We start from the raw sequence: 17,810 nt of genomic DNA, 5'->3' as shown, positions 1-17,810 counted from the left end.
GAGAACACCATTCACTTGTTAAGGGAACGGTGTTCTGTTAGCGTCCCGGTTTACACCGGTTTCCTGTGGGAGGAAGCGAGTGACCGAGATTCGGATGAAGGTGAACGGCTCCGTCGAGTCCCTCGACGTAGAGCCGTGGGTCAGCCTGCTCGACGCGCTGCGCGAGCGACTCGGGCTGACCGGGCCGAAGAAGGGCTGCGACCAGGGCGCCTGCGGCGCGTGCACGGTACTCGCCGACGGCATGCGGATCAACGCCTGCCTGGCCCTGGCCGTCCAATACGACGGAAGGGAGATCACCACGATCGAAGGGGTGGCCCATCCGCTGCAGGAGGCGTTCGTGCGCCACGACGGCTTCCAGTGCGGCTACTGCACCTCGGGCCAGATCTGCTCGGCGATCGGGATGCTGGCCGAGCACGCCGCCGGCATGCCGAGCGTCGTCACCGGACCCGGCGACCGCGAGTTGAGCGAGACCGAGGTCAGGGAGCGGATGAGCGGCAACCTGTGCCGCTGCGGCGCCTACAACGGAATCGTCGACGCCATCATGGACGTCGCCGGGAAGGACGCCGGATGAGGCCGTTCGCTTACGTCAAGCCCGCCGACGTCACCGCGGCCGTGCGGGCGGTGGCCACCGAGCCGCGGGCGAAGTTCCTCGGCGGCGGGACCAACCTCGTCGACCTGATGCGCGAGGGCATCGAGCGGCCCGACACCGTCGTGGACGTGACCGGGCTGCCGCTCGACACGGTGGAGGAGCTGCCCGGCGGCGGGCTGCGGATCGGCGCGCTGGTGCGCAACAGCGCCCTGGCCGCCGACCCACGGGTGCTGGCCCGCTATCCGCTGCTGTCGCAGGCGCTGCTCGCGGGCGCCTCGGCCCAGCTCCGCAACATGGCCACGGTGGGCGGCAACCTGCTGCAGCGCACCCGCTGCCCGTACTTCTACGACGCCGCCGCGGCCTGCAACAAGCGTGAACCCGGCGCCGGCTGCGACGCTCTCGAAGGCTTCAACCGGGGCTCGGCGATCCTGGGCGTGAGCGAGAGCTGCATCGCTACGCACCCCTCCGACATGTCCGTGGCCCTGGCCGCCCTCGATGCCGTCGTCGAGGCGCGCAGCGTGCGCGGCACCCGGCGGATCCCGCTGACGGACTTCCACCGGCTGCCCGGCGACAACCCGGAGATCGAGACCGAGCTCGCGCTCGACGAGCTGATCACGGCCGTCGAGCTGCCCGCCGCGCCGGTCGCCGCCCGCTCCCGCTACCGCAAGGTCCGCGATCGGGCGTCGTACGCGTTCGCCCTGGTCTCCGTCGCGGCGGCGCTGGAGGTGCGGGACGGCGCCGTGACCGAGGTACGGCTGGCGCTGGGCGGCGTCGCGCCGAAGCCCTGGCGGGCCCGCGAGGCGGAGCGGATCCTGCTCGGCGGCCCCGCGACCGAGGCCGAGTTCCGCCGCGCGGCCGAGGCCGAGCTGGCCCCCGCGACCGTGCGGCCGGCCAACGCGTTCAAGGTCAACCTGGCGCGCGCCACGATCGTGGCCACGCTGCGCGAGCTGACCACTGGAGGGGAGGACGGATGACCACCAAGTACGCCGAGACCGCGCCCGCGACGACCGGCACCAAATACGTCGGCCGTCCCATCGACCGGCTCGACGGCCTGGCCAAGACCACCGGCGAGGCCCGTTTCGCGGCCGAGCACCAATACCCGGGCCTCGCCCACGCCGCGCTCGTGCACGCCACGATCGCCCGCGGGCGCGTCACGGCCGTCGACACGGCGGCGGCGCGGGCGGTGACCGGCGTGATCGAGGTGCTGACCCACGAGAACGCCCCGCCCATGAAGCCCGCGCCCAAGTTCAGCGTGCTCGACCTCAGCTCTCTCGCCTCCGGGACGTCGGTCAACTACCTGGCCACCGACGAGGTGCACTGGAACGGCCAGCCGATGGCCGTGGTGGTCGCCGAGACGCCGGAGGCCGCGCGGCACGCGGCGTCCCTGGTGCGGCTGACGTACGAGGAGCGGCCCGCCGTGGTGGACTTCGCGGCCGAGGAGCCGAACGCGGTGCAGCAGCGGAGCAACCCGGTGATGCCGTCCGCGGCCGACAAGGGGGACGCGCGGGCCGCGCTGGCCGCCGCGCCGGTCTCGGTGGACCTGCGTTTCAGCACCCCGCCGCACCACCACAACGCGATCGAGCCGCACGCCACCACCGCCGTCTGGGACGGCGACGAGCTGACCCTGCACGAGGGCACGCAGAACATCCCGTGGCTGCGCAAGCACCTGTCCCAGCGGTTCGGGGTGCCCGAGCGGAACATCCGGGTGCTGTCGCCGTTCGTGGGGGGCGGGTTCGGCGGCAAGGGGTCGGTCTGGGCCGGCACGCTGCTCGCCGTGCTGGCCGCGCGGGCGACCGGCCGGGCCGTACGGCTCGCTCTCACCCGCGAGAGCGTCTACCACACGGTCGGCGGGCGCACGCCGAGCACGCAACGGGTCGCGCTGGGCGCGGACGCCGAGGGCAACCTGACCGCGCTCATCCACACGAGCGTGTCCAGGACGTCGCGGATCGGCGGCATGCCCGAGCAGATCACCTCGGGCTCCCGGCACCTGTACGCGGCTCAGAACGTGCACCTGCGCCAGAACCTGGTCCAGCTCGACCTGCTGGCCAACACCGCCATGCGGGCCCCCGGCGAGTCGATCGGCACCTTCGCCCTGGAGTCGGCCGTGGACGAGCTGGCCTGGGAGCTCGGCCTGGACCCGATCGAGCTGCGCATGCGCAACGAGCCCGAGCGCGACCCGCTGCACGGCAAGCAGTTCGCGCACCGGATGCTGCGGGAGGCGTACGCGCTGGGGGCCGACCGGTTCGGCTGGCGCGAGCGCGATCCCCGGCCGGGCGTCATGCGCGACGGGAGGTGGCTGGTCGGCATGGGGGTGGCGACGGCGTACCACCCGTCGTGGCGGATGCCGGCGAGCGTCACCCTGCGCTTGGGCGCGGACGGCGGGGTCGTGGTGCGCTGCGGCCTGCACGAGATGGGCATGGGCGCGGCCACCGCGCAGGCCCAGATCGCGGCCGACGCGATGGGCGTGCCGATGGAGGCCGTGCGCGTGGAGTACGGCGACTCCGACCTGCCGCCGGGGCCCGGCGCGGGTGGCTCGGCGCAGACCGCGAGCGCGGCGGCGGGCGTGCTGGCCGCCGCGGAGAAGCTCAAGAAGTCCCTGCTCGCGATGGCGCGGCGCCAGCCCGATTCCCCGCTGCGTGGCCGCCGGCTTGAGGAGGTGGAGGCCCGCGACGGCGGGCTGTTCCACGGCGGGCGCGGCCAGACGTACGCGGAGATCCTGGCCGGGGCCGGGCGCGACCACGTGGAGGCCGCGGTCAAGTCCGGCATGCTGAGCTTCATGGCCAGGACCCTGAGCGAGCGCAGGCGCTACGTGAAGGCGGCGACCGGGGCGCAGTTCTGCGAGGTGCGGGTCGATCCCGACACCGGCGAAGTACGCGTGTCGCGCTGGGTGGGCGTGTTCGACGTCGGCACCGTGATCAACGAGAAGACGGCGAACAGCCAGCTCCGGGGCGGCATCGTGATGGGCATCGGCATGGCGCTGTCGGAGGAGACGCTGGTCGACCAGCGGACCGGCCGGATCATGAACCCGAGCCTGGCCGAGTATCACGTGCCGGTGCACGCCGACATCCCCCGCATCGACGTGCACTACCTCGACGAGCCCGACCCCACCATGCCGCTCGGCCTGATCGGGGTGGGTGAGGTCAGCATCACCGGCGCCGCCGCGGCGGTGGCCAACGCCGTGCGACACGCCACGGGCAAGCGCGTCGTCGATCTGCCGATCACGCTCGACAAGGTGCTGTGAGCGGGCGGGCGGGCGGCTCGCCGTGGCCGCCCGCGCCGCTCCGGGCGGGCCCTTCTTCTCTACGCTGACCAGGAGAAACGCCCGCGCCACGAAGGAGGCCGCCATGTCCCGCCCGCCCGTCCCGCCGTTCACCGAGGAGAGCGCCCGCGTCAAGGTGCAGGGCGCCGAGGACGCCTGGAACACCTGCGACCCCGACCGGGTCGCGATGGCGTACACGGAGGACTCGGTCTGGCGCAACCGCCACGAGTTCCTGGCCGGCCGCGACGAGATCAGGGCGTTCCTGCGCCGCAAATGGGACAGGGAGCTCGACTACGCCCTGCGCAAGGAGCTCTGGGCCGTGCTCGGCGACCGCATCGCGGTCCGTTTCCAGTACGAGTCCCGCGACGCCTCCGGCCAGTGGTGGCGCAGCTACGGCAACGAGCAGTGGGAGTTCGACGAGGCGGGCCTGATGCGGCGCAGGGAGGCGAGCATCAACGACGTGCGCATCGAGGAGTCCGAGCGGCGCGTCTTCGGCCCGCGTGGCGACGACGAGCGCGGCGTGGACGTCCTGCCGCTCAGATGAGGTAGCGCAGCCACAGGTAGGGCGTCGAGAGCGCCACGGTCACGAACGTCACCACGAGCCCGTACTTGGTGAACTGCCAGAAGCTGATCGGGGTGCCGTTGCGGGCGGCGATGCCGATGACGACGACGTTGGCCGCCGCCCCCACCGCCGTGGCGTTCCCGCCCAGGTCGGCCCCAAGTGCCAGGGCCCACCACAGCACCCGTGTGGCCTCGCCCCCGCCGCCGGCCTGCACGAGGTCGGCGACGATGGGGCTCATGGTGGCGACGTACGGGATGTTGTCGATCACGGCAGACAGCGCGGCCGAGCCCCACAGCAGCAGCATCGCGGTCAGCCCCAGCCGCCCCTGCGTGGCCTCGGCCACGGCCGCGGAGATCTGCCCGATGACGCCGGTCTCCACCAGCGCGCCGACCATGACGAACAGCCCGGCGAAGAACACCAGCGTCGGCCACTCGACCTCGCGGATGGCGTCCTCGGTCGTCACCTTGGTGGCCGCCACCAGCACCCCGGCGCCCAGCAGCGCGACGACGGAGGGCTCGTAGTGCAGCACCGGATGCAGCACGAACGCCACCATGACCAGCGCCAGCACGGCCAGCGACTGCCAGAGCAGCCGGCGGTCGGCGATCGCCTCCCGCTCGTTGAGCGTCATGATCTCGGCGGCCAGCTCGGGGTCGTACGTGAACGATCTCCTGAACAGCCACCGGCACAGCGCCACGAACACCGCCACCAGCACGACGATCAGCGGTGCCAGATGGAGGAGGAAGTCGTTGAACGTCAGGCCGCTCCGGCTGGCGATGATGATGTTCGGCGGGTCGCCGATCAGCGTGGAGGTGCCGCCGATGTTGGAGGCCATGGCCTCGGCGATCAGGTAGGGCGCCACCGGCAGCGCCAGCCGCTCGCACACCAGGAACGTCACCGGCGCGATCAGCAGCACGGTCGTCACGTTGTCGAGCAGCGCCGAGGCGAACGCGGTGATCAGGATCAGCAGCGCCATGAGCCGGAAGGGCCGGCCCCGGGCCCGCTTGGCCGCCCAGATGGCCAGGAACTCGAAGACCCCGGTCTGTTTGAGCACGCCGACGATGACCATCATGCCGAGCAGCAGGAAGATCACGTTCCAGTCGATGCCGGAGCGCTCGTCGAAGAACGCCGCGCCCGCGTCGGTGGCGTGGATCAGCAGCATGATCCCCGCACCGCCGAGCGCCGCCGCGACCCGGTGCACCTTCTCGGTGGCGATCAGCGTGTACGCCCCCAGGAAGGCGGCCACCGCCACCCACGCCAGGACCGTCACCGGAGCTCCGGCTCCTCGTGCGGCCTGCCCTTCAGCTCGTGGAAGCCCGGCGTGCCCGCCACCAGCAGCGTCCCGTCCCACAGGCGGCCGGCCTGCTCACCGGTGGGGACGCGGGACACGACCGGCCCGAAGAACACCGCGCGCTCGCCCCGCCGCGGGCCGTCGTCGTGCGTGACGGCCACGATCGGGGTGCCCACGTGGTCGCCGCCGATCAGGGCGATGGCCTCGGCGTGCGAGGCGCGCACGTCGTCGTCGTAGTCGCCGGACAGCCCGGTCTCGGCCAGCTCGGCCGGCAGGCCCGCGGTGGTCAGGGCCGTGCGCAGGTCGCCGAGCCAGTCGCCGTCACCGGTGGTCCACATCGCGGTGTAGAGCCTGCCGAGCGCCTCCTGCCCATGGAGACGCCGCACGGCCGCGCACACCCGGACCGGGACCCACAGGTAGCCCTCGGGGTCGCCTTCCGGGTCGTCGTCGCGGCCCTCGTTGAGCACCGACAGGCTCATCACGTGCCAGCGCACCTCGACCGGGCGCACCTGCCGGACCTCCAGCAGCCACCGTGACGTCAGCCAGGTGTAGGGACAGGACGGGTCGAACCAGAAGTCCGCGGTGGCCTTCGCGAGGTCGTTGGCAGGCATGAGGATCAGCTTGCCAGGAAGGGCCGCCGTCCGGGCGGCGGCCCGTCGCCGGCTAGAGCTCTCGCCGAAGCGGGCGCGGGGGCAGGCAGGCGAGGAGACAGGCCGCCGCCAGGATGCCGGGGAGTCTCATCTCACGACCCGATCCTGCCGACGCCCGACCCGGCCATGACCGCCGCCCGCACGGAGTTCGGGTCGTCCACGGTGTAGGCGTAGTACGTGCCGGGCTCCTGCACGGTGCCCGAGCAGTCGGGCGCGCCGGACTCGTCCACGAACACGTTGTTCCTGGCCACGCACCTGCCGCCGGGCCCGGCGTACGAGTTGCTCACCGGCTCCTCGACCCGCTCGAAGTAGTTGCCCTCGACCACGCAGCCGGCGTTCGCCTGGCAGGCCACGCCGACGTCGGTGTTGTAGACGTAGTAGTTGTTGAACACGTGCACCGGCTCCCCGAAGCGCACCCGGGGGTTGCGCTGCGGCGTGCGGTCGAACCAGTTGTGGTGGTAGGTGACCTTGAGCCGCCCGACGTCCTGCGCGCCGTTGCCGTCGTCGTGGCCGAGCAGCATGTTCTTGGTGTGGTCGTGGGTGTGGTTCCAGGAGACGGTGACGTACGAGGAGCCGCGTTTGACGTCGATCAGGCCGTCGTAGCCGTCGGCCAGGTCGTTGTGGTCGATCCAGACGTGGTGGCTGAACATCTGCACGTTGATCGAGTCGTCGCTGGCGCCCCTGAACAGCAGGTTGCGGACGATGACGTTGTGCACGGCGTCCGCGGGCGGGGAGGTGACGTCCGACACCGGCAGGCCGATGTTGAGCCCGCCGCCGCTGATGCCCGAGCCGGCGCCGATGCCGACGATCGTCTTGTCGGAGGCGACGTCGTACATGCCCGCCGGGACCGTGATCATCCCGCGGACGCAGACCGTCAGGGGGCCGCTCTGGCCGATCGAGGAGATCAGCTCGGCCGCCGTGTCCACCTCGACCGTGGGGCCGCCGGCGCCGCCCGTGGTGCCGTTCTGGCCCCAGGCGTTCACCGAGGCGAACCCGGTGGGGCCGCCGGGGGAGACGCACGTGCCGGTGGGCGGTGGGGTCGGGCTGGTCGGTGGCTGGGTCGGGCCGCCCACGTCGGTCACCAGCACGTCGTCGAACGAGGCGCTGGCGTACAGGCCCGCGAGGCCGGCGCGGCCCGAGGACAGGCTGGTGTCCGTCGCCGTGACGACCTGGACGTCGTTCAGGAAGCCGCGCAGCGTGGTGCCGAACACCTCGAGCCTGAGGGCGTACCAGGTGCCGGGGACCACCGAGGCGGCGGCCGAGGCGAGCGTCACGGGGGCGCCGCCGGTGCGTCTGCCCAGGATCACCGAGCCGGCGTTGCTCAGCCCGAGGAAGTAGTAGCTGCTGGTGCTCTGCGCCCTGGCCAGCACCGCGACGTGCCGGCCCGCGCCGTTGAACGCGATCGGCTTCACCCGCGCCCGCACCGCCTGGTCCGTCCACCCGGCGCCGGCCACCGCCCGCGCGTCCGCGCTGGTGCCCGACTGCCGGTAGGCCTGGGAGCCGTCGGTGACCACCGACCAGCTCCCGCCCGAACGCGACCACCCGGCCGCGTCGCCGTCCTCGAAGTCGTCGCCGAACAGCGTCGCCGCCGACGCGCTCGGCATCCCCAGCAGGGCCGCCGCCACGAGCAGCGCGGCGGCCGTGGTCGCCGAGAGAACGGCGAACGGTAAGCGGGTCCGTGCTTTCCTGCTTCGCACTCTGGAGCCTCCGGTTGTGATGGCGACCGGGCCGCGCTCGGCTCAGGCGAGCGTCTTCCGCGCAGCCGTGACCGCGGAGCCCGTCCGCCGTGAACGGGCTCCTCACTGGATGTGGTGTCGCGCGTAAAACTCGAGAGCTTTCACACCTTTATGCAACCGATTGTTAGGCAAGTCAATGCGTAGGATGTGCAGCTTTGTTGCATGTGGACGCATCTACTGCAAGCGCTTGCCGCCCGCTCAGCGCCGCGGATCCCGTACGGCGAACCAAGGTGAACGGTCCCACGCTCTGTCTATCGCAGAGCGTGAGCGTCCCGCTTCGCGCGGCCGTAGCCGCAGGGGCGGCGCGGGAGATACGCTCCCGCTGAGCCGTAGGAGGAGATCACCCGTGACCCCGCTGCTGCGCCAGGTCCTGAGCCAGGTGGACGGGCCCGACCCCCGGATCAACGAGGTCGTCGCCGCGCTCGTCACCCACCTGCACAACTTCGTCGAAGAGGTCCGGCCCACCGAGCGGGAATGGCTGGCGGGGCTCGACTTCCTGATCGCGACCGGGCGGATGTGCACCGAGCACCGCAACGAGTTCGTCCTGCTGTCCGACATGCTGGGCCTGACCAGCGCGGTGGACGACGTCAACCACCAGGGCCCCGACAACATGACGCCGTCCTCCGTCGAAGGGCCCTTCCACTCCCCGGCGCCCGTGCGCGCGCTCGGCGACTGGATCAGCCACGGGCCCGAGCGCGAGCGGGGCACCCCGACCGTCGTGCACGGCCGGGTGCTCGACTGCGACGGCACCCCGCTGGCGGGCGCGGAGGTGGAGTTGTGGCAGGCCAGCGACGCCGGACTGTACGACAGCCAGGACGACGCCCAGGAGATCGGCAACCTGCGGGGGCTGTTCAGGACGGACGCGGAGGGGCGCTACTGGTTCCGTACGATCCGGCCGAGCAGCTACCCCGTGCCCACCGACGGCCCCGCCGGCACGCTGCTGCGGGCCGTCGGGCGGCATCCGATGCGCCCGGCCCACCTGCACTACCGGGTCTCCGCCGGCGGCCACCGGCCGCTGGTCACGCACGTGTTCGTGGCCGGTGACCCCTATCTGGGCTCCGACGCCGCGTACGCGGTCAAGGATGAGCTGGTGCGCGAGCCGCTGCCGCGTACGTCGGGGTGGGAGATGGACGGCCCGTACGAGGAGATCGAGTTCGACCTCCGGCTGGTGCCACTGGACTGGAAACCCGAGTGACTCCGTTCCCACAGGTCATCCCGGAGCCCCTGCGCCGCGAGGACCGCACACCTCCCGTCTCTCCCTGAAAGCGACACGCAGGCGGGGCGGGCCCTAAACCGTTGGAAAATTGTCGGACCCCGGTGATAGAAAACGGGGTCCGATGTTCGCCATCCGCGGTCGGGAGGCCTCGTCCCGTGAGCACCAGCAGTTCGGAGTTCTCCGTCTCCGGTCCGCGCTACAACCGCCGCGGCCCGGTGCGCTGGCTCTGGTCCCATGTCCGCCATCACCCGCTGCACCTGCTCGGCTTCCTCGGCGGCTCGCTCGTCATGGTGGTGCTCAACGCCGCGGTGCCCCAGCTCACCGGCGCCGCCTTCGACGCCGTGCTGACCAAAGGGGGTGGGGCGGGTGCCACGCTCGGGCTGATCTCGCTGGCCCTGCTGGCCATCGTGGCGGCCCGCGGCCTGTTCGACCTCGTCGCCCGCCTGTCGAGCGAGGTCCTGGCCAAGCGGCTCGAACGCGACACCCGCGACGAGCTCTACGTGAGCCTGCTCGGCAAGAGCCAGACCTTCCACAACCGGCAGCGCGTCGGCGACCTGATGGCCCGGGCCGCCAACGACATCAGGCAGCTCTCCATCATGGTCACCCCGGGCGTCGACCTGATCGTCGACTCCGGCCTGACCGGCCTGGTGCCGCTGTTCTTCATCGCCACCATCGACCCGCGGCTGCTGCTGGTGCCCTGCGTCTACGCGGTCATCTTCGTGTTCGCGCTCTGGCACTACATGCGCCAGCTCAACCCGGTGGCCACGCGCATGCGCGAGCAGTTCGGCGACCTCAACGCGGCGCTCAACCAGGCCGTGCGCGGCATCGAGGTGATCAAGGTGACCGCGCAGGAGGGCCAGGAGCGGCGGCGCTTCCGCGCCAACGCGCGCCTCTACCGCGACTCCTTCGTCCGCAACGGCCTGGTCCAGGCCCGCTACCTGCCCACGTTGCTGTTCGCCGGCGCCATGGCCGGGGCGCTCTGGCACGGCCTCCATCTCCAGGGCACGGGCGCCATCAGCGTCGGCGACCTGGTGGCGTTCATGGGCCTGATGGTCATGCTGGGCTTCCCCACGCAGATGTCGATCTTCACCTTCTCCCTGGTGCAGGTCGGCATCGCCTCCGCCCGCCGGATCCTGAGCATCGTCGCCTCCGAGGCCGAGCTGCAGCAGCCGGCCGACGGCCACGCCGCCCCCATCACCGGCGAGATCGTCTTCGACGACGTGACGTTCGGCTACGACGACGGCGAGCCCGCACTGCGCGGGGTGTCGTTCACCGTGCGGCCGGGCGAGACGGTGGCGATCGTGGGCGAGACCGGCTCGGGCAAGAGCACGGTGACGAAGCTGGTGCCGCGCATCTACGACGTCACCTCGGGGCGCATCCTGGTCGACGGCGTCGACGTACGCGAATGGGACCTCGACTCGCTGCGGTCCCAGATCTCCACCATCGAGCAGGACATCGTGCTCTTCTCCCGCTCGGTCGCCGAGAACATCGCCTTCAGCCTGGGCCAGCGGGCCGACCGGGAGGCCGTGATCAGGGCCGCGGAAGACGCGCAGGCCGCCGAGTTCGTGGCCGAGCTCGACGATGGCTACGACACGGTCATCGGCGAGCGCGGCGTCACCCTCTCCGGCGGTCAGCGCCAGCGCCTGGCCATCGCGCGGGCGCTGCTGACCGACCCGGCGATCCTCGTCCTCGACGACTCGACCAGCGCCATCGACTCCGCCACCGAGGACAAGATCCAACAGGCCATCGGCCGCATCCTCGACGGCCGCACCACCCTGCTGATCACCCACCGGCTCTCCCAGATCCGGTGGGCCGACAAGGTCCTGCTGATGCGCCGCGGCGAGCTGGTCGACAGCGGCACCCATGACGAGCTGATCGAGCGGAGCCGCCTCTACCGGCGGATCTTCGCCCACTACGACGAGGCCGGCGTGGACGCGGGAGACGACACCCCGGTCCTGGCGAGCGAGCAGGGGGGTGCCCGCTGATGGGCTTCATCATGGACGGCCTCGACGCCGAAGACTACGACCGCACCTACAACGACCGCGACCTGCTGCGCCGGATCCTGTCCTACTTCCGGCCCAAGCTGGGGGCGATGTTCCTGGTGGCCGGCATGATCGTGTTGTCGTCGATGAGCCAGGCGGCCATGCCGCTGCTGGTGAGCTGGTGCGTCGACGCCATCGCGGACGGCACGATCGGCGACGTCGCCTGGAGGTTCGTGGCCGGGCTGCTGGCCGCCGGGTTGCTCGGCTGGGGCTTCAACTTCGTCCGGCAGTGGTACAGCTCGCGCGTCACCGGCGACGTCGTGCTCCGGCTGCGCGAAGACGCCTTCGACGCCGTGCTCGAACGCGACCTGTCCTTCTACGACGAGACGCCGTCCGGCAAGATCGTCAGCCGGGTGACGTCCGACACCGACGACTTCGCCACCGTCTCCACGCTCACGATGGACCTGATCAGCCAGGTGCTGATGGTCGGCTTCGTCACGGCCCTGCTCTTCCTGCGCAGCGTCGAACTTGCCCTGCTGACGCTGCTGGTGGTGCCGATCGTGGTGGGCCTGGCGCTGCTGTTCCGCCGGCTCGCCCGGGCCAGCACCCGGCGCGCGCAGCGCTCGCTGAGCCGGGTCAACGCCAACCTCCAGGAGACCATGGGCGGCATCGCCGTGGCCAAGAACTTCCGGCAGGAGCGGCAGGTCTACGACGAGTTCGGGCCCATCAACCGGCAGAGCTACCAGGTGACGCTGCGGCAGGGGTTCGTCTTCTCGGCCATCTTCCCGGTGCTGTTCCTCGTGGCCGGGCTCGCCACCGTGGCGCTCGTCCAGCTCGGCGGCACGGCGGTGCTGGGCGGCGGCCTGTCCGCCGGTGCCTGGTACCTGTTCCTCCAGGGCATCTCGCTCTTCTGGTTCCCGCTGACGTCCATCGCCGCGTTCTGGTCGCAGTTCCAGCAGGGCCTGTCCGCCTCCGAGCGGGTCTTCGCCCTGATCGACGCGCCGCCCCGCGTGGTGCAGAGCGACACGCAACCGGCCGGGGAGTTGGCCGGGCGCATCGAGTTCGAGCGGGTCACGTTCGGCTACGACGCCGCCAACCCCGTGCTGCGCGACTTCGACCTGGTCATCGAGGCGGGCGAGAGCGTGGCCCTCGTCGGCCACACCGGGGCGGGCAAGTCCACGCTGAGCAAGCTGATCACCCGCTTCTACGAGTTCCAGGAAGGCCGGCTGCTCATCGACGGGCGCGACATCCGCACCCTCGACCTGGGCTCCTACCGGCGGCAGATCGGGGCGGTCCCGCAGGTGCCGTTCCTGTTCAGCGGCACGGTCGCCGACAACATCCGCTATCCACGGCCGGACGCCCGCGACGAGGAGGTGCTGGCCGCCGCGTCGGCGGTGGGCGGCGGCGACTGGATCGACGCCCTGCCGGCCGGCCTCGAGACCGACGTCGGCGAGCACGGCCGGGCCCTGTCCATGGGGCAGCGTCAGCTCGTCGCGCTGGCCCGCCTGCTCATCCAGGACCCGGCGATCGTCGTCCTCGACGAGGCCACGGCCAGCGTCGACCCGATGACCGAGGCCCAGATCCAGGAGGGGCTCGACGTGGTGCTGGCCGGCCGCACCTCGATCGTCATCGCCCACCGCCTGTCCACGATCGAGCACGTCGACCGGATCATCGTGCTCGATCACGGACAGATCGTGGAGGAGGGCGACCATCCCACGCTGCTGGCCAGGGGCGGGCGCTACTGCCAGGTCTACAACACCTACTTCCGGCACCAGTCGCCCAACTACCGCGCCGGCACCGGCTTCGTCCCGGTCAGCTCACCGTGACGGGCCAGGCCGTGTCGCCGGTCAGTCGTCGCGTAGGGCGCGGAGGGTTTCGGCCTGTTCGGCGGTGACGCCTCTGGCGCGCTGTTCGGTGGCCTCCTGAGGGGAGAGCCCGGCACCGGCCCAGGAGGCGGCCTCATCGAAGGGGATGCCGGCCTGCCACCAGGCGCGCGCCACGGCCATCGGGGTGAGCCCGCGCCGTAGGTAGCGCCTCGCCTCGTGCGGCCGCAGCCCGAAGTCCTGCCACATGCGGGCGGTGGGGGCGTCGATGTTCTGGCGGGCCCAGGCGACGGCCTCGTCGTCGGTCCAGCTCTCGCTGATGTAGCCGTACATCACCAGGGCGTCGGCGCGGGCGGCCCGCGCGAGGAAGCGCTGGGTCCCGTCCTGCGGATCGCCGCCGCCGGTGAAGGCCATGAGGCTGCTGAACGGGTCGGGGTCGTCCTGACGCTGCGGTTTGCGGCCCCGTACGAGGTCGAAGGCCTGGGCGGGGGTGTGGCCCTGCCGTCTGGCGGTGAGGGCCTCGCCCACGTCGAACTCGTACTCGTGCCAGAGCAGCGCCTCGGCGGCGCTCAGCCCGGCGGCGCGGCAGTCCGCGACCGTGTCGGGGGTGACGCCGGCGGTGGCCCATTGCGTGGCGCGGGCCGGATCGGCGACCCCGGCCAGCCGCCAGGCCAGCGCCTGCGCCGCGCTCAGCCGCCACCCCCACCAGCGGCGTGCCTCGGACAACCGTATCCCGGCGGCCAGATAGGGTCCCGGGTCGAACGACGAGCTCATGACGCTCCTGAAGACTGATCGACATCGACATCGACACGTACGGTCTCGGCCCACCCGGGCGGCTCAGCGGCGGCGTCGAGCAGGCAGACGATGACCCGGGTCCTGGCGTCCGGGCGGTCCGGCCACGGGGTGTGGCCGTCGGTGATCACGATGATCAGGTCAGGCGGTGGTCGCCGCGCCCGGGCGGCGGCGAACCCTTCCCGCAGGTCGGTGCCCCCGCCACCGCCCAGCCGCAGCTCCGCGACCCGCTTGACGTCCTGCGCCCGGTACGCCCGGGCGTCGCACGAGATGACCGTGAGCCGCCCGGCGGCCCGCAGTACCCCGGTGACCTCGGCCAGCGCCTGCCCCAGCATCCCGTCGGTCACCGAGCCCGAGGTGTCGATCACCACGCTCACGGCGGGCAGTGGCCGGTGCAGGCTGGGCAGCACGACGCCGGGCAGGGCCCTGCGCGACGGCCTGCGGTAGGTGTAGTCGACTCGCCCTGCGGTGTGGGCGAGTCCATGGCGGATCTTGGCGGCCAGCAGCCGCCGCCAGTCCACCGCCGGTTCGAGCACCTGCTCGGCCCAGCGCAACCACCCGGCCGGTACGTCGTCCCGCGCCCGCATCCGCTCCCGAATCCGCCTCGCGACATCGAGCGCGGTGAGCCGTGCACCCACACCGGACAGCCCCGGCCGCCCAAGATCCCAAACCCGAGCCACCCCATCACACCCACTCCCACAATCCCCCTCCACCACACCCCCACCCAAACCCCCCTCCCCACCGAACTCACCCAGCCCTCGCCCTGCGTCCCACCCGCCCAGCTCCTGCTCTGCGACCCGCTCACCCAGGTCCCGCTCACCCAGGTCCCGCTCCTCGGCCCGCTCGCCCGACGCCTGCTCTGTGGTTCGTCTGTCCAGGTCGTGCCAGTAGCGTTCGGCCGTGTGCCCGTTCGGTAGGGCGAGCAGGGCAGGGGTGATCGCCCCAGGGGGTGGCGTGAGGCCGAGGTCGTCGTTGATCTCGGCGTCGGCGGCCAGGTTCCAGCGCGACGAATCCGCCCGGGAGCCGCCGCCCGGATACCGCCGAGCATGCTCCCGCAGCAGATGCGTCACCTGATGCACCAGCCAGAACCCCACCTCGGCCACACTCTGCCGTTCAAGCTCCATGACGCTGAGATGCACGCGCCACCCCGTGTCGGCCGGGAACCTGCGGAGATCCGCCGAGGGGTCGGTGACGACGACGGGCTCCAGGGCGAGCAGCGCCCCGGCCAGGTACGGCGCCTGGTGGGCGGCCCACACGCGGGCCGCCGCCCACTTCTCCGGCAGCGGCGCGCTAGCCATCGAGCAACCCGGCGGCTCGCAGGATCGGGGTCAGCTCCAGCAGCGCCGCCGGGATCCGGGCACCGGCGGGCCGGCGGCCGGCCAGCGTACGGGCGGCCAAGGTGGCCACGTCGGGCGCCGACCGCGCGGCCTTGGCGATCACCTTCCAGGCCGCGTCCCACGTCTCGGCGTCCCCGGCGGTGACCGCCACCGAAACCACCGAGGTCAGTACGGCGAACGCCCGGTCGCCGCGCCGAGGCAGCTCGAACCCGTCCGGATCCCGCAGCACGGCGACGGGATCGGGCAGATCCAGATGCTCCAGCCAGGACAGGAACTCCAGCGCCGCCCCCTCACCCACGGCCCCGGCCACCAGTACGGCCAGCACGTCGGGCGAAGCGTCGGCGGCCTGGCACGCGGCCATCAGGCGGGCCGCCGACTCCCACGAGCGCGGGCTGGGCCAGCCCTGCCCTCCGCCGGCCGCCACCCGCAGCGCCAGCGCGGGCCGTACCTCGAGGAACGCCGCCACGGTCGCCCGCGCCGCGGCCGTCTGCTCATGGGCCGGCGGGCGCTCGAACGCCGACAGCGGCGGCGCGGGGAACCCCACAGCCAGTCCCCGGGCGATCTGCCTGCCGTCCACCGGCCAGGTGAGGTGGACAAGTCGGTTGGCCAGTGGCGGGGCCAGCTCCCAGCCGTCGGCCGCCTCCTCGGGCGGGTTGGCGGCGGCCACCACGTGCACCTTGTCCGGCAGGCGTACGTCACCGACCACCCGTTCGAGCACCACCCGCAGCATGGCCGCCTGTACGGCCGGGGGAGCGGTGGTCAGTTCGTCCAGGAAGAGCAGGCCGTGCCCGGCCGCGACCAGCCGGTGCGCCCAGGCGGGCGGTGCCAGCCGCACCGTGCCCTCGGAGATCACGGGCAGGCCGGCGAAGTCGCTCGGCTCGCGGATCGACCCGATCACCACTTCGAGCGGCCAGTTCAGCGACTCGGCCAGCGCGACGACGGCGGAGGTCTTGCCGGTCCCCGGACTGCCCCACAGCAGCACGGGAACCCCGGCCGACACCGCGACCGACAGCGCCTCACGCACCACGGCACTCAAACCGCCCGAACCGTGCCCCTGATCGCCCGTTCCACCCGAACCGTGCCCTTGGTCGCTCATTTCGCCTGGGCCAGGGTGCCGAAGCCGGGTACGCCGAGTTGCTGTTTGAGCAGGGCGAGCTCGTGGTCGGGCAGTTCGCGCCGGGTGAGCGCGGCGGCGTCCGGCAGGGTGCTGAGCCGGACCTGCCCGACCGCCTGGCGGAACGCCTCCGGGTCCCAGCCGAGGCCGGGCGCCACGATCGCCGCCCGCGCCAGCCCGGCGACGTCCTCGGGTGCGGGCTCCGACGCGATGCCGAACCGCGTGGTGAGCCGGTCGCCGACCAGCAGCCCGGCCAGGTAGCTCCGGGCGGCGACCGGATCGCGCCGCGGCCTGGGGTCGGCCCCGTGCACCCACGCGGTGACGATCTCGGCGACCAGGCGGCCGGCCTGGTGGCTGGGGCGGTGGGAGAGCGTGAAGTCGCCCAGGTCGTACTGGTTGGCGGAGATCACCAGCGCCACCTGCGGGCCGGGCCAGGCGCGGGTGAAGTGGCCCCAGCCCCACGGATACTCGCCGCCGTGCCCGATGTACGGGTGATCCCCGCCGAAGACGTTGAAGACCAGCCCGACCGAGATGTCCTGGCTCGGCCCCAGGAGGGTCCCGCCGGGCGCCTGAGCGGTGATCATCTGCCGGGCCGTCGCCGGGTCGAGTACCGCGCCGGAGCCGTTGAGCAGGGCGAGGACGAACCGGGCGTGGTCGGACGGCGTGGTCAGCGCGGAGCCCGCCGGGTAGTCGCCGGGATACAGGGGCGGGAGCGGGAAGTGGTATCCGGGCAGGGTGGCGTACCCGGTCGAGCGGCGCGCGAGCAACTCGGCCGGTACGTGATCGGGGTGCTGGGCCGGCGGGAAGCAGGTCGAGTCCATCCCCAGCGGCTCGAACACCCGCCGCGCCACCCATTCCGGGAACGAGACCCCGTCGGGATTGAGCAGTTCGACCAGATATCCGATGATCGCGATCCCGAGGTTGCTGTACTGGTAGCGCTCACCGACCCGGCCGGCCCAGAACGGCAGCAGCGACCCGCCGTACGCGTCGGACCGGCCGGCCTCGAGGACCCTGCGCAGGTGCTCGCCCAGCGGCGCGGGCGGCACCCGGTCCCAGTTGCCCAGTCCGGGGCCCAGGCCGCTGTGGTGGGTCAGCAGGTCCTTGAGTGTGATCGGGCGCTCGCCGTGCGGGTTCACGAGGGGCATCTGGTCGATCGGGTCGTCCAGCCCGATGAGGCCCCGCTCCACGAGCTGCAGGGCGGCCACGCCGGTGTACGGCTTGCAGTCGGACCCCGTCGGCCCCACCGTGTCCACCGTCATCGGCCGGTCGGTGGCGAGGTCGGCCAGCCCGTACGCCCGGGCCAGCGCCACCTCCGCACCCACCCCCACCGCGATCGACAACCCCGGTGTCCCGCAATGTCCCATGATCTCCGGCACGAGTACGTCGAGCGCCTCTGCCAAACGACTGACGTCCATGTGTCAAGGCTGGCATTGACGCTCCAGAAGTGTCAAGGCGAACATTG

General features: G+C 72.1%; 14 protein-coding genes. 7 read left to right on the top strand and 7 right to left on the bottom strand.

Features of this window, described 5'->3' with window-relative positions:
- Nucleotides 1-94 precede the first annotated feature (94 nt).
- From AB0I15_RS30165 to AB0I15_RS30150, 4 genes are all read left to right on the top strand, one after another.
- Nucleotides 95-571, top strand: a complete 477-nt coding sequence (locus tag AB0I15_RS30165; RefSeq protein WP_358102660.1) for a 2Fe-2S iron-sulfur cluster-binding protein — start codon at nt 95-97, stop codon at nt 569-571.
- A complete protein-coding gene (locus tag AB0I15_RS30160; RefSeq protein WP_358102466.1) occupies nt 568-1,563 on the top strand; it encodes a xanthine dehydrogenase family protein subunit M in 996 nt (331 codons plus the stop codon). Before AB0I15_RS30165 ends, AB0I15_RS30160 begins: the two co-directional genes overlap by 4 nt.
- On the top strand, nt 1,560-3,830 hold the full coding sequence (locus AB0I15_RS30155) for a xanthine dehydrogenase family protein molybdopterin-binding subunit (protein ID WP_358102464.1): 2,271 nt from the start codon (nt 1,560-1,562) through the stop codon (nt 3,828-3,830). The genes AB0I15_RS30160 and AB0I15_RS30155 overlap by 4 nt, the downstream gene beginning before the upstream one ends.
- Nucleotides 3,831-3,933: 103 nt before the next feature.
- Nucleotides 3,934-4,392, top strand: a complete 459-nt coding sequence (locus AB0I15_RS30150) for a nuclear transport factor 2 family protein (RefSeq protein WP_358102462.1) — start codon at nt 3,934-3,936, stop codon at nt 4,390-4,392.
- On the opposite strand, the gene AB0I15_RS30145 is transcribed toward AB0I15_RS30150, so the two are convergent.
- The 3 genes from AB0I15_RS30145 to AB0I15_RS30135 all read right to left on the bottom strand — a co-directional run bounded on the left by AB0I15_RS30145 (nt 4,385) and on the right by AB0I15_RS30135 (nt 8,045).
- Complete coding sequence (locus AB0I15_RS30145) at nt 4,385-5,677, bottom strand: ArsB/NhaD family transporter (RefSeq protein WP_358102460.1); 1,293 nt, start codon at nt 5,675-5,677, stop codon at nt 4,385-4,387. The genes AB0I15_RS30150 and AB0I15_RS30145 overlap by 8 nt on opposite strands.
- Nucleotides 5,674-6,309 carry a disulfide bond formation protein DsbA gene (locus AB0I15_RS30140; RefSeq protein ID WP_358102458.1) on the bottom strand — a complete coding sequence of 212 codons (636 nt, stop codon included), beginning with the start codon at nt 6,307-6,309 and terminating at the stop codon, nt 5,674-5,676. The genes AB0I15_RS30145 and AB0I15_RS30140 overlap by 4 nt, the downstream gene beginning before the upstream one ends.
- A 131-nt stretch (nt 6,310-6,440) precedes the next feature.
- Nucleotides 6,441-8,045, bottom strand: a complete 1,605-nt coding sequence (locus AB0I15_RS30135; protein ID WP_358102456.1) for a hypothetical protein — start codon at nt 8,043-8,045, stop codon at nt 6,441-6,443.
- Between the two features lie 385 nt (nt 8,046-8,430).
- On the opposite strand from AB0I15_RS30135, the gene AB0I15_RS30130 reads away from it, so the two are divergent.
- The 3 genes from AB0I15_RS30130 to AB0I15_RS30120 all read left to right on the top strand — a co-directional run bounded on the left by AB0I15_RS30130 (nt 8,431) and on the right by AB0I15_RS30120 (nt 13,108).
- Nucleotides 8,431-9,279, top strand: coding sequence for a dioxygenase (locus tag AB0I15_RS30130; protein ID WP_358102454.1), 849 nt, complete (start codon nt 8,431-8,433; stop codon nt 9,277-9,279).
- A gap of 176 nt (nt 9,280-9,455) precedes the next feature.
- Complete coding sequence (locus tag AB0I15_RS30125; protein ID WP_358102452.1) at nt 9,456-11,285, top strand: ABC transporter ATP-binding protein; 1,830 nt, start codon at nt 9,456-9,458, stop codon at nt 11,283-11,285.
- On the top strand, nt 11,285-13,108 hold the full coding sequence (locus AB0I15_RS30120; protein WP_358102450.1) for an ABC transporter ATP-binding protein: 1,824 nt from the start codon (nt 11,285-11,287) through the stop codon (nt 13,106-13,108). Before AB0I15_RS30125 ends, AB0I15_RS30120 begins: the two co-directional genes overlap by 1 nt.
- Nucleotides 13,109-13,129: 21 nt before the next feature.
- Here the strand turns inward: AB0I15_RS30120 and AB0I15_RS30115 are convergent, their stop codons facing one another.
- The 4 genes from AB0I15_RS30115 to AB0I15_RS30100 all read right to left on the bottom strand — a co-directional run bounded on the left by AB0I15_RS30115 (nt 13,130) and on the right by AB0I15_RS30100 (nt 17,763).
- Nucleotides 13,130-13,879, bottom strand: a complete 750-nt coding sequence (locus AB0I15_RS30115; RefSeq protein WP_358102448.1) for a hypothetical protein — start codon at nt 13,877-13,879, stop codon at nt 13,130-13,132.
- The gene (locus tag AB0I15_RS30110; protein WP_358102446.1) at nt 13,876-15,195 is read right to left on the bottom strand and encodes a VWA-like domain-containing protein; all 1,320 of its coding nucleotides are present in this window, start codon (nt 15,193-15,195) and stop codon (nt 13,876-13,878) included. Before AB0I15_RS30110 ends, AB0I15_RS30115 begins: the two co-directional genes overlap by 4 nt.
- A complete protein-coding gene (locus tag AB0I15_RS30105; protein ID WP_358102445.1) occupies nt 15,188-16,258 on the bottom strand; it encodes an AAA family ATPase in 1,071 nt (356 codons plus the stop codon). Before AB0I15_RS30105 ends, AB0I15_RS30110 begins: the two co-directional genes overlap by 8 nt.
- 68 nt (nt 16,259-16,326) lie before the next feature.
- Nucleotides 16,327-17,763 carry a serine hydrolase domain-containing protein gene (locus AB0I15_RS30100; protein WP_358102443.1) on the bottom strand — a complete coding sequence of 479 codons (1,437 nt, stop codon included), beginning with the start codon at nt 17,761-17,763 and terminating at the stop codon, nt 16,327-16,329.
- Between the last annotated feature and the right edge of the window lie 47 nt (nt 17,764-17,810).

Source organism: Nonomuraea sp. NPDC050643 (assembly GCF_040654715.1).
Taxonomy (GTDB): Bacteria; Actinomycetota; Actinomycetes; order Streptosporangiales; family Streptosporangiaceae; genus Nonomuraea.
The sequence above is the reverse complement of the archived record's forward strand: the minus strand, read 5'-3'. Positions and strand labels throughout refer to the sequence as shown.

Bases quoted from the DNA above. Each gene is read 5' to 3' on its own strand.
- AB0I15_RS30120 (WP_358102450.1), top strand. From the start codon at position 11,285: ATGGGCTTCATCATGGACGGCCTCGACGCCGAAGACTACGACCGCACC.
- AB0I15_RS30160 (WP_358102466.1), top strand. From the start codon at position 568: ATGAGGCCGTTCGCTTACGTCAAGCCCGCCGACGTCACCGCGGCCGTG.
- AB0I15_RS30165 (WP_358102660.1), top strand. From the start codon at position 95: ATGAAGGTGAACGGCTCCGTCGAGTCCCTCGACGTAGAGCCGTGGGTC.
- AB0I15_RS30140 (WP_358102458.1), bottom strand. From the start codon at position 6,309: ATGCCTGCCAACGACCTCGCGAAGGCCACCGCGGACTTCTGGTTCGAC.
- AB0I15_RS30150 (WP_358102462.1), top strand. From the start codon at position 3,934: ATGTCCCGCCCGCCCGTCCCGCCGTTCACCGAGGAGAGCGCCCGCGTC.
- AB0I15_RS30155 (WP_358102464.1), top strand. From the start codon at position 1,560: ATGACCACCAAGTACGCCGAGACCGCGCCCGCGACGACCGGCACCAAA.
- AB0I15_RS30110 (WP_358102446.1), bottom strand. From the start codon at position 15,195: ATGGCTAGCGCGCCGCTGCCGGAGAAGTGGGCGGCGGCCCGCGTGTGG.
- AB0I15_RS30100 (WP_358102443.1), bottom strand. From the start codon at position 17,763: ATGGACGTCAGTCGTTTGGCAGAGGCGCTCGACGTACTCGTGCCGGAG.
- AB0I15_RS30115 (WP_358102448.1), bottom strand. From the start codon at position 13,879: ATGAGCTCGTCGTTCGACCCGGGACCCTATCTGGCCGCCGGGATACGG.